Annotated in this window: 11 protein-coding genes and 1 pseudogene; 3 read left to right on the forward strand and 9 right to left on the reverse strand. The window is 61.7% G+C overall.

What is annotated here, in order from left to right; genetic code table 11:
• Positions 1-396: 396 nt before the first annotated feature.
• Together AOT96_RS29170 and AOT96_RS29175 are read left to right on the forward strand one after the other, a co-directional pair.
• Complete coding sequence (locus AOT96_RS29170; RefSeq protein WP_156778997.1) at positions 397-915, forward strand: hypothetical protein; 519 nt, start codon at positions 397-399, stop codon at positions 913-915.
• A 571-nt stretch (positions 916-1486) separates the two neighbouring features.
• A complete protein-coding gene (locus tag AOT96_RS29175) occupies positions 1487-1807 on the forward strand; it encodes a hypothetical protein (protein ID WP_065352675.1) in 321 nt (106 codons plus the stop codon).
• Positions 1808-1858: 51 nt separating this feature from the next.
• Here the strand turns inward: AOT96_RS29175 and AOT96_RS29180 are convergent.
• Positions 1859-3023: pseudogene (locus AOT96_RS29180) on the reverse strand (IS30 family transposase).
• 226 nt (positions 3024-3249) lie between these two features.
• Between AOT96_RS29180 and AOT96_RS29185 the strand changes: the two are divergent.
• Positions 3250-4065 carry a hypothetical protein gene (locus AOT96_RS29185; RefSeq protein ID WP_065352676.1) on the forward strand — a complete coding sequence of 272 codons (816 nt, stop codon included), beginning with the start codon at positions 3250-3252 and terminating at the stop codon, positions 4063-4065.
• Between the two features lie 683 nt (positions 4066-4748).
• On the opposite strand, the gene AOT96_RS29195 is transcribed toward AOT96_RS29185, so the two are convergent.
• The 8 genes from AOT96_RS29195 to nadD all read right to left on the reverse strand — a co-directional run bounded on the left by AOT96_RS29195 (position 4749) and on the right by nadD (position 11506).
• The gene (locus AOT96_RS29195) at positions 4749-6311 is read right to left on the reverse strand and encodes a recombinase family protein (protein ID WP_197523621.1); all 1563 of its coding nucleotides are present in this window, start codon (positions 6309-6311) and stop codon (positions 4749-4751) included.
• A complete protein-coding gene (locus AOT96_RS29200) occupies positions 6304-7098 on the reverse strand; it encodes a ComEC/Rec2 family competence protein (RefSeq protein ID WP_065352679.1) in 795 nt (264 codons plus the stop codon). Before AOT96_RS29200 ends, AOT96_RS29195 begins: the two co-directional genes overlap by 8 nt.
• On the reverse strand, positions 7095-7973 hold the full coding sequence (locus AOT96_RS29205) for a ComEA family DNA-binding protein (protein WP_050654644.1): 879 nt from the start codon (positions 7971-7973) through the stop codon (positions 7095-7097). The genes AOT96_RS29200 and AOT96_RS29205 overlap by 4 nt, the downstream gene beginning before the upstream one ends.
• An 81-nt stretch (positions 7974-8054) precedes the next feature.
• Positions 8055-8897 carry a DegV family protein gene (locus AOT96_RS29210; RefSeq protein ID WP_050654643.1) on the reverse strand — a complete coding sequence of 281 codons (843 nt, stop codon included), beginning with the start codon at positions 8895-8897 and terminating at the stop codon, positions 8055-8057.
• A 4-nt stretch (positions 8898-8901) separates the two neighbouring features.
• Positions 8902-9684: a diglucosylglycerate octanoyltransferase gene (octT, locus tag AOT96_RS29215; protein WP_050654642.1), complete on the reverse strand. Its 783-nt coding sequence runs from the start codon at positions 9682-9684 to the stop codon at positions 8902-8904.
• Complete coding sequence (locus AOT96_RS29220; protein ID WP_050654641.1) at positions 9671-10345, reverse strand: histidine phosphatase family protein; 675 nt, start codon at positions 10343-10345, stop codon at positions 9671-9673. Before AOT96_RS29220 ends, octT begins: the two co-directional genes overlap by 14 nt.
• Complete coding sequence (gene rsfS / locus AOT96_RS29225; protein WP_003944502.1) at positions 10342-10788, reverse strand: ribosome silencing factor; 447 nt, start codon at positions 10786-10788, stop codon at positions 10342-10344. The genes AOT96_RS29220 and rsfS overlap by 4 nt, the downstream gene beginning before the upstream one ends.
• 46 nt (positions 10789-10834) lie before the next feature.
• A complete protein-coding gene (nadD, locus tag AOT96_RS29230; RefSeq protein ID WP_007731022.1) occupies positions 10835-11506 on the reverse strand; it encodes a nicotinate-nucleotide adenylyltransferase in 672 nt (223 codons plus the stop codon).
• Positions 11507-11563 lie beyond the last annotated feature (57 nt).

Consider the following 11563-nt stretch of genomic DNA (forward strand, 5'->3'; position numbering starts at 1 on the left):
TGATAGACGCAACAGCTTCGATAGGAACACCCGATCAATCCCCGGGCTCGATTGGTTCAGTCGTTACGGCGCAGTTTTCGTCTCGGCCCCAACACATCCCAACGTGACGGCATATACCATCTCATTCCTGTGAGGTTCCAGTGATGCACTCGCACCTTATGACTGGATCAGCAACAAGGGAACCCTCTGGTTTGTTTGATTCCATTCGTCCCGAATGCCCTATTCCAGACGATTAGTACAAAAGGGACTAAACGAGTTAAACCTCGGTGACATAACGGGTCTCACGCGCGCGACTCTCAAATGAGAGAGCCCTACCAACCCCACTCGCCCTCAGTGTGGCGAGCACTTAGGCTGCTGCGTGTTCCGTCCTCGTACGCCGAGTGCAACACTGAAGTGATGCGGGCACCTTCTGTCATCGTCTTCGCAATCGCGGCCTGCATTACTGCGGGCGGATGCGCAAACCCAGCAGAACCGACGAACCCTTCGGAACCGTCGGCCAGTTCACAGGAGGCCAGGGTCGAAATATCGATCCCCACCGGGCCGGCGCCTGTGACCTTCGTGCCCGGCACCGACTACGGCGGCAACGGGTGTTCGCTAGGGTTCGAGCCCACGACCCTCGAGCAGACGCTGAGCGGATTCCTGACCATCCCACGAACCGACGTCCAGGACGGTGAACGCATCTACTTCGAACGGGTGTGCTCGCTCCCTGTATTCGACCTATTCCCACAGCCCAGCTCAACGCCGGCCGCAGACCAAACATCCAAATTGGTTGCTACAGGCTACGACTACTGCCTCCAACACACGACAAACCCCGAATTCGGAAACGAAATCGGGAGCCTGATGGAAGGGCCAGGAGGACTGGAGATCATCGACGCCGCCGCGACCTCCACACTCTGCTCATTCTTCGAGCAATGACTCGCATTAAAATCAACTGAGAGGCAAACAGAGTTCGACTGGGGACATCGGTCCTCCGGGTACCGAACAAGTCGACGGCGCCCTTAGCCCTGTATGCGACATATGTCTGAACTGATTGACCAACAACGTTTTCTGGGTATCGGCCGCCCCCCAGAACGCGCTCATCTGTTTCGATCTGATTCGGCCCGTTGGATTCGGAATCACGCCCATGAACGCAGGCTGCGGGCACGGTTGTCACCCGGCCTCGAGACACAGCTGATTCGTATCCGACAAACGACCTTGGTCTCAACAGGTCAACGCTTCATCGACGATAACGGATCAACCCCAGAGAATCGGGTTCTCACTGCTGTCGATGTGATCGAGCAAGTCCAGAACGTGCTGGCCGAGTGTCGATCTGCGCTAGATCGGCACTTCCAACTTCAGTTGATGGGTGCCTCGGTATCGGTAGCGTTCCGACGATCCCCTGGAGGCCACCTCCCAGAGAGCGTGCCTACTTTCAGTTGAGCATCACCACTTCGTCTTTGCCGCGACCAAATAGCGTTACAGTCGATGAACGGATTGGAGGGCATACATGCTGATCGGGTTGGGAGCATTGGTGCTCGCCATCGCTTTCCACGTCTTAGGTGCTTATATCGCGGCCGGTGAAGGTTACGGTCGGAGACTGCCCACCGTTTCCGGCGCGTCCTCGGCGCGCCCCGCACAGCGTGTTCGTCGTGCCCAGACTGCCGGTTGGGTGCTGAGTATCGTTGGCACGGTTCGCATTTTCGGCTTCTATTGGGGTACAGAGCCGTTGTTGGCTGGAGGTCTGGCAGTTGTTGTGCTCAGCATGGTCAATGGTCTTCCGAGTCTGGTGGTTGCTGCGCTGCGCAATAGAACGCATATACGGGCCTGACGTCGTCAGCGCCCAAATTGCCATCGCGCAAACCGTCCGTGGCAGCCGAATTTATGCGGTCGCCCGATAGTTGAGGGCGCGGTCTTCTCGCTGGCGTGGGCTATCCCAGTCGAGCACACGCCGAGGCCGTTCATTGAGTCTCGCCGCGATCGCATCCAGGTCATCCTGGGTGAAACTGCGCAGGTCAGCGTTCTTGCGCAGGTACTGCCGCAGCAACCCGTTCGTATTTTCGTTCGTCCCGCGTTGCCACGGATGATGCGGCGCGCAAAAGTAGACGGGCATGTCGAGGGCAGCTGTAATGCGCTCGTGTTCGGCCATTTCCCGTCCTCGATCCCAGGTCAGGGACCTACGCAGATGGGCAGGTAGCGAGTTCAGGTAGGTGATCAGCGCGTTCGCGACCGTCTCGGCCCGGTACCCGTCCGGCAATGCCACCACATGGGTGGCGCGTGATTGCCGATCTACCAGCGTCGCGACTGCTGACGGGCGGGTGCCGAACACGAGATCGCCTTCCAGATGTCCGGGCTCGCTACGATCGTTGGCCGCAGCTCCTCGAAGATCGATCGAAACCATGTTTCGTATCCGCCCTCGGCCGTGGGAGCGTTTCTTCCCACGAGGTCGACGAATCGGCCGATCAGTACGTAGTTCATGAAATACATTGCTGTCGAATGCTTTCCGCGACGGTGTGTAGAGGCATCGGTAGATCGTCTCGTGCGAGACCCACATCTGCGGATCGTCCGGGTGCTCGCGCCGGAGCCAGACGGAGATCTGCTGCGGCGACCACTGCTCGTGGAGTTTCGCGGTGACGGTTTCCCGCAGAATTGGCCGCATAGACAGCGTCGGCATTTTGGGTCGGCGGGCGCGGACATACGCCGCTGCGTCCGCCTCGACCGCCCGGTAATCGACGCGGCCGCCGTTGCGGTTGATTTCACGTGCAATCGTCGACGGGGACCTTCCGAGTTTTTTTGGCGATCGTCCGAGCACTGTCGCCGGCGGCGATTCCGCGGGAAATCTCTTCTCGTTCGCCTGCGGTGATGTGGCCGCGTCTTCGTGCTCGTGGGACCGGTCGGATACCGCCGGACTCACGTAGGAAACGACGAATTCGGGGCATCGTTACTCCGAGGATCCGCTCGATTTCTCCTAGTGATTCTCCACGGCGGTGGAGATCCCAGATCAGGTTCTCCTGCTCCACAGTGAATCCCAATGCCTTGCTGCCCATCCACGCCTCCACGGTCACGCATCATCTCACCAGTAGTGATGCGTTGACCTGTTGAGAGCAACACCGATTGATGGACACACCACTTCGGCCCTGGTTCACATGATCAGAATCCGACCGACGGCCGCTGACGAGATCTCAACCTGCAGTTCTCAGCGGCGGGCCGGCGATGGTTCACCGAAAGCCGAATCCTCGACAAATTCTATAAAGAGCTGATACCCCTGACGATATGGATGATGCAACCTTTAAGCGTGCGATTTACACCGAGCTGGAATCCGTGCAACGTATCCGCGAGGAATTTGAGAAAAAAGCTGGTCAGCGGGCCGAGGAGGGAGGCGATCTAGCTGCGGATGAGGAGCGGTTCCCGGAAATCTGGGCAACATCGCTTGCTCAGCGGGGCCTGGCCCACGCTTGTGAATGCATCGAAGCGGCGGGAGCTCTCATGCTCAATGGCGTTTGGTCTTACCCGCAATATGCGCTCTTACGGGCAGCTTACGAGTCGGCCGGTGCCACGGTGTGGCTTCTCGTACCGGAGGACACCGACACCAGACTCGCCAGACTGATTTACCAACACCGCGAATCTTGGAAGTATTCATCAAAAGCGTATTCCGGTACTCCGCTCGACGACGGCGGTGAGCACGAGGAACGGCAGCGATGGGCAACTGATGTCGCTGCCCGATTGCAGATTAATCTGTCACAAGGGAACCCCAGGGGATATGAGAAACTGATCGAATCGATCGACGACCTGCCCGGGCGCCCGGAATCACTCCTCACTGCTTGGCAACTCTGTTCTGGAGTCAGCCATGCAAAGACATGGGCGCTGAACACCGTGATAGTTCAGGTCGAGAGCACCGAACTGTATGAACACGGCCGACTCGTCGCGTGCGAACCGGATTTGGATCTCTTTCTGACAATGCTTCGAACTGCCCGTCGTGCAGTGCAATATGCCGCCGTCTTGTACCAGATTCGAACCACCGCTCGACCACATTCCATGGCCTTGAATCTCGTTGAAAGCACTGGCGATGAAGGCTCTGCGAATTCATAAGTTCAGGATTCCCGCGCCAACATCTGCGGTCACCCCCGCCGGCATTCGCGCGCACCACTGAACTACGGGTTCTGTGCACACACCCCGTCGTGGTGGCGAGGCGATTTATGCTTTCATTCGCGGCATGAATTGGTATGCGGTTCTTTTGTTCATTCTCGGTGTCGCGGTGGCGGCGTTCAGTGTTGTCGTCGAGAGGAGCGAAGGCGCAGGGAAGGCAGGCATGTTCTGTTGGCGGGCGGTTCGATCGTTGCTGTCGGACTCGTCTGGGCGTTCTAGTAGTTGCGTTGCCAGAGTGGGCGTTCCCAGATAGGTGACGGTCCCCATGGTGAAGGGTGCCCGACCTGCACCAGGTCGGGCACCTCGCCCTCACAATCGGGACCGTTCGCTCTTGTTCGAAATCACGAAACAGAATGCCCGTCAAACCGCACACGAGCGGTGGAAAGGCTCGCCACACAACCAAATATCGGACAAGCCAGCCCGGGCGTGCAGTCGTCTTCTGAAACTGACGTCGGCAGTTGAAATCAGTCTGCCGGCAAGAAAACCGAGAATTCGGCCACGAAGGCGCTTTCCTTTTCGGCCAACACATCGCCACTGCGGGAGTCAGTCAGTGAACGCTCAGTACACCGCACTGGCCACCCCTCACACCGAAACCGGACCCGGGTCAGTAGCTCCGCCGTATGGCGTTAGCGCCAGGCCCATTCGATCCGCCCGAAATTGCGTGACACCTCCTCGGCTCGCGACTGTTTGCCTTGGCCCACGCGTTTGATCGCCGGCGTCACAACGGCACGGATGATTCGGCGACGACCTGGTAGGTCGAGCCCTGCCCAAGCCTCGCGGATCGCACCACCAGTCACCAACAACACTACCGCCGGGTCAAGGCGTGCAAGCTGCTCCAGCTTCGCCTGGGCCGCTTGGATTTTCGGCTGAATACGCTTCTCCTGGTCGAGCAGTAAATCAAAGCGCTGCAGCTCAGCAGCCTTCGCGCGAACGTCATCGAGGTAGTCCTGGTGACCCTCGATCTCGTCAAGGAGCGCCTGGCGTATGCCGTCGCCACCGTCCTGCTTTGCGCCGACGACGGCCAGGAAGTCAGGTCGCTCCAGGCGGGCCAAGACCACCTCGGTCACCAGTTGGTCGAGGGTGCTCTCTTTCATAGCGACGTGAAATCCGGTCTTGCCAGGCGTACCCGAGCAAACGTACGTGCGATAAGTGGGGTACGGCAGTTCGGAGCCGTGCTCGTCCACCGGTTTTGGCAGCGCGTTACCGTCTTTGTCCTTGCGTCGGCCAAGATTCTGCTTGCCGACTCGCAGACCGGACCCGCAGACCGCGCAGGTGGCTATACCGCTGAGCAGGTGCACCGCCGGCCAGTCATTGGTGCGCTTGCGTTCCGATGGTGAGATCACAGGTTGGAGCTTCTGCCAGATGGCAAAGTCTATGAGCGGAGGCCACACGGCGTCGGCGACGATTTCCCCCAAGTGCACCCGTTTTCCCGCGTAGGCGGGCACGGTGAGCATCTGCTTCACGGCTGCACCGGTCCAGCCGAGGTGCGCCCGGTGCGCCTTGAAAGACGGCCTGCGGGGCAGGATTTCGCGCTTGTTGAAGTCCTTCGCGATGGCATAGAAGGTATCGCCATTCATGACACGACTCGCGGCCTCTTGGACGACGGGCGCTTGCTCCGGGTGCGGGAGGATTTCGTCAAGCATCGGCCCTCGCGGGCCCTGCTTGTACGTCCGCATATACCCATAGAGGTTCTTACCGTGCGGCTTTCCCGCGGCAGCAGAGGCGCGCACGTCGCGTTGAATGCGCTCGGCAGTCTTGGCGGCCTCGTATTCCGCATCGACCGCGTCTTCGAGCAGGGAACGCCGGTCACGTGCGTTTACTGGGTCATAGAGACGGCCGTGAGTGGTGACCCAAATGCGTACCTGACGCTCGGCGCACAGCTCGACAAGTTTCACCCACTCCCCAACCCGTCGCGAGCCACGGGACGACTCCCAGAGAGCGAGGACGTCGGCGTCAAAGGCGTCGGCTTCAAGGTCTGCGATCAGGCGTACGAAATCCTCGCGTTCCCGCTTGGCATACCGCGAAGCGCTGCGGTCTGTGTCCCGGTAAGGCGGAGTCGAGTGGAGCTGCCAACCCTGGCCCTCGATGGCACGAATGTTCTCATCATGCTGCTGATCAGGGCTTTTACCCATCCCGGAGCTGTCTTTCGAGACCCGGAGGTATTCGCGAACGTTCAGAGATTCACCCATACCCCACATTAACATTGGCGCCGGACACCGCGGTGAGATGGGAAAGTCCGGCAACGGTGAAGTTGTCCTTCACCACCGGCGACAGCGCCGACGTGTCTCCGACGACGAGGCCAGGCAGCAGACCCGCCTGATCCGGCGGGAGTGCAGCCGAGCACGCAGCCGCGAAACGAATGCGCACCACACTCGCCCATCGCTGATACCAGGGCACTTCTCCCACCGCGACGGGAGGCCCTTCGGACGTGATCACGGCGAGCGTGGAATCGCTACGCCATGGCTGACTCGCCCGGCCACGAACCGTGAGGCTCTGCCCTGGAACAACTTCGAGCCACGACGAACTGGGCGCCCGGATGGTGACCAAGCCGCCTCCGGAGTACCTGCGGTTCTGGGCAGTCACCGAATTGACGGTTGCCCTGAAGACGACCTGACCTTGACCCACCGCGCCGGAGACCGCGTGCGGATCCTCAGTGGGTTCCACTTCGACACTCACCCAAGCTCCCTCGAGAGAAGCTCGGGTCAGTGGGTGCCTCTCCGCCTCGGACGCCCGCCACCCGCCGACGGCACTACACCCGGCACCGAACAGCAATGCAACCAACATGATTCGTGCCCACCCCGCAGATGTGCGGCGCACAATTACGACAGCCACGATCGCCGCTGGAACCGCACACGCCGCCAGCACCCACGCAGTGGTCGCACCGTACAAGATCCCCACCGCACTGCTCCCCCACACCGCGACGGCAGACGGAAGCAGTCGAGCGTCGAGGACCGGCGAGGCTTCCGGTTCGTTCACACCGACACCAGCACTCGCAATTTGGCCAACCTTGCCGGGCCGATCCCGTCGACTTCCCCCAATTGTTCTATGTCCGTGAATTTTCCGTTGGATGTGCGCCAGGAGATGATCGCCGCAGCCGTTACCGGCCCTACCCCGGGAAGCTCGTCCAGTTCGGCCTCGGTGGCGGTATTGAGGTTCACCAGCCCAGCCCCGCCGGATTCCCCCGTAGCTGCGGGGCTGGTCCCTCCTGCAGTGGTACTCGAAGAAACACCACCGGACTGATCGGCCGCACCAACCACGATCTGATCGCCGTCGACAAGTTTCTGAGCCAGATTCAGGCCCACCGTCTCCGCTCCGTCGAGCACGCCACCTGCCGCAGCAAGCGCGTCGGCGATGCGCGAGCCCGAATGAAGATTGACAAGCCCAGGCGTGCGCACGAGCCCGACGACACTGACCACCACAGCCTCGGGCGGCTGCTCTGCCACGACGCCGGTCGGTACAGGACTGGCTGATTCACCATCGCCGGCAGTCACATTCTTCTCCGTGACATTCTGGGGCGAGGGCAACGTTGGGACCGCCTGCATGCTCGGAGAATCCCACCACACGGCGAACAAGCCGATTCCCGTGGCCAGAACTGCAACGATCGCCAACACCCAGGTCGCCGACCGACTCGGGCGCCAACGTGTACCGCGCCAATGTTCGGGCAATCGGTCGAACCGTGACGAGTCGGGCTGAGCGTCGTAGTCGTCCTCGTCGAAGTCCCGAAGCCACTCGGGGGACCTCTCGAAAGACCCTGAATCCTCGAATTCGTCGACGGCCGGTCGCTGCCGGTAGTTTCCGTCCATCGCCGCGAGGCGATCACGCGCCCGCTCGCGCTCCTCGCTGATCCTCATGACTGGACGCTAACGAGAGACCTCGCCACCGAAGACGATGAATTTCGACCTGTGGAGAACTCGGGGATTGTGGAGAAACGATCAGGTGTTCGCGTCGATCTCCGGCAACGGGCACACCACAACACCGATCGCGCCGACACCGACGTGCGCTCCGATAACCGCGCTGAAGTCGGTAACCACGGATTCCGCTACATCGGGAATGCGCTCGGCCAACTGTTCCGCTATCCCGTCGGCACGCTCTCGTGCTCGCATGTGATGCACGGCTATCGCCACGCGGCCGAGACCGGCGCGCTCGACTGCCGAATCAACCAAGCGTGCAAGCGCTTTGGTGGTGGTGCGCGTTTTTTCGCCGAGCACGAGTTTGCCGTCCACCAGATGCAGGATCGGCTTCATCGCCAATGCAGTACCCAGCAACGCAGCGGCGGTTCCGATTCGTCCGCCCCGACGCAATTGATCAAGTTTGTCGACGACGATGTAGCAGCGCCCACGGCTGGCGACGTCGACCGCCCGGCCGTACGCCTCTTCGAGTGAAGCGCCCTTCTCGGCCAAGCGTGCAGCTTCGAGAGCCGGATAGCCCAAACCCATACCGGCGGACTGTGAATCGACGATCCGGACGGCGCCACCGAATTCCTGGGCTGCGACTCGTCCGGCTTCCCACGTTCCCGACAGTTGACGTGAAATGTGAACGGCGAGAACGCCGTCACCGTCGCTCATGTCCAGGGCGCGTGCATACGCTTCGGACAACTCGGCGGGCGACGCTCCGGCCGTTGTCACTCCCGACAGGTCGCTCGGCATTGCGTCGACGCCCTCTCGCAAGTCGCAGCCGTCACGGAGCACGTGGAGCGGAACAACCTGAATGCCACATGCGTCGGCCGACTCCTGCGGGATGCAGGCGGAGGAATCCGTGACGACGACGACCGGCATTCTGCTACCCGACTTCGCTCGGCGGTGCTACCAGTTCCGGCGAAACCACTTTCTGCGCCTCGACCCCGCGAATCGCAGCGATCATCGCGCGGGCTACGCCGAGGTGACCGTCCCAACCCCAGTGAATGCCGTCAGGATTGCCGTTCTCGGAAAAGACGTTGTCACGCACTGCATCTGCAAGGTCGACTACGGGAACGTCTTTCTCCGTAGCCCACTCGGTGATCGCGGACACCGCGGCAGGTCGTCCGGCATGCACGCTGGCGTAGGCATCACTGCGGTGCACCGACGGCAGGGTCGCGATCATCGGCAGTTCGGGCCGCATGTACTCCAACGCATTTCGCGAGCTTTCCAGATACTCGACGCTCAGCTTGGGCGGAAGTGCGACCGGGCGGCCCAGAGGTGCAAGCCGCGGCTGCAGCCACTGATAACCCTCGCGCACCACGCGTCGAAGCGCGGGTGGCCGAACGTAGCGGATGGTCTCGCGGAGCGCGGTAGGCAATGGGGACGGCAGCGAGTCCATCCCGCCGACCGCGAACACGACGGCGCCTGCCCGCGGCACCGCCGCCCACACACGAGGATCCTGAGTCAGTGCCCACCACGCATCGCGGCACGTCCAGCCGATACGGGCGACCAACTCGACGTCCCAGCCGAGTTCGTCGGCCACGATGTTGGGCCAGATCCGTGGGTGGTCTGCCGCGAGGCCGCCTTTGGGGCCGTAATACGACAGCGAATCCGCGAGTACGAGGAGGACGGGGCGCTGCCCGTCGGCACTTTCAGAGGACGTCATTTGCGACACTCGCAGAAGCATTCCATACGTCGAGTCGCCACTCGATCGACTTGACGTCCCCGTGTCCGCTGAGTTGCACCCAACTGGTGTTTCCCAATCCGCCGAGGACGGCCCAGCGATCGACGGGTAGGTCGAGCAATGCCGCTGTCAGTGCCGCGATCAAGCCTCCGTGCGCCACCAGAACCACGGGCCGTTCGGCCCAGTCCGGGTGCGTCTCGAGCAATTCGTGAACTACGGGGAGGCTGCGATTCGCGACGTCGATTCGGCTTTCGCCGCCGGGCGGCGCCAACGTGGCATCCGCCCGCCAGGCAGATCGCACACCGGGAGTGCGCTCGTCGACGTCGTGATGAGTCAGGCCTTGCCATTCGCCCAGGTGTGTCTCACGCAGACGCGTGTCGGTGAGTACCGGAAGTCCGGCGGCATCACCGACTGCGACGGCCGTGAAGTACGCCCGACGCAGATCCGAGGACACGATCGTCAACGGCCTGCGATCGGCGATCACCGGACCTGCACTCTTGGCCTGCGTGCGTCCCAACTCCGACAGGTCGGTGTCGAGTTGCCCCTGCATCCGAGAGTCGGCGTTGTATTCGGTCTGTCCGTGACGCAGCAGGATGAGCCGGCGGACAGGGTTCGACGCCGCACTGGGCGCCGACGAAGTCACAGCGAGGGATCCTGCGCGTCCGGCTCGGAAACCGTGTCGGTCTCGAACACCGTGTTGGCGTCGGCGGGGCCGGGACGGTTCTGTCCGAGGCCTTCGACCTCGACCGTCGGGCAGTCCTTCCACAGACGATCGAGAGCGTAGAAGTTGCGCTCCTCGTCATGCTGGACGTGGACGACGATGTCGGCGTAGTCGAGCAGTGCCCAGCGGCCCTCGCGGGTGCCTTCACGGCGGACCGGCTTGTGTCCCGCTTCGCGGAGACGGTCTTCGATGTTCTCGACAATCGAGTTGACCTGACGCTCGTTCGTCGCAGATGCGATGACGAAGCAGTCCGTGATGACCAGCTGTTCGGACACATCGAGCACCACCACTTCGGTGGCCAGCTTCTCGTCGGCTGCCAAGGCCGCGATGCGTGCCATGTCGATGGCTTCGGTGTTTGCGCTCACTCGATGTTCTCCAGTTTCGTCTTCAGAAAGTACTTGTTGTTCTCGGCTAGCTCGATTCGGCGCCCGGGACGGCTTCCGACTTCCCCGGTGCGGGCTCCGACATCGTTGTAGCTCCGTCGCGGCGCTCCGCGTCGACAGGTCGATACAGGTTCCGCTTCGAGATGTACTGCACCACTCCGTCCGGCACCAGGTACCAGACGGGGCGGTCTTCACTTGCCCGACGCCGACATTCGGTCGACGAAATGGCAAGTGCCGGAATCTCTATCAACGTGACCGCGTCGGCGGGCATGGTGTCGAGGTGACCGGCCAGGTGCTCTGCATTGAGATCGAAACCCGGTCGCGATACCCCGACGAACTTCGCCAATGCGAACAACTCTTCCCAATCTTGCCAGGAAAGGATGCTGGCCAGCGCATCGGCACCGGTGATGAAGAAGAGTTCGGCGTCAGGGTGGTAGGCCCGGAGGTCTCGCAGCGTGTCCACGGTGTACGTCACTTTTTCACGGTCGACGTCGACCCGAGAGACGGAAAACCGCGGGTTGGAGGCGGTGGCGATGACCGTCATGAGGTACCGGTCCTCGGCAGGACTGACGCCCTTCCCCTGCTTCTGCCAGGGCCGCCCGGTGGGGACGAAGATCACTTCGTCGAGTCCGAACCGGTCGGCGACCTCACTGGCCGCAACGAGGTGGCCATGGTGAATGGGGTCGAAGGTGCCACCCATCACTCCTAGGCGTCGAGCACGTTCCACCGATAGTCCCTTCTGCACGAGTGTCGAGCT

This window comes from Rhodococcus sp. 008, assembly GCF_001682295.1.
GTDB classification, from domain to species: domain Bacteria; phylum Actinomycetota; class Actinomycetes; order Mycobacteriales; family Mycobacteriaceae; genus Rhodococcus_F; species Rhodococcus_F qingshengii.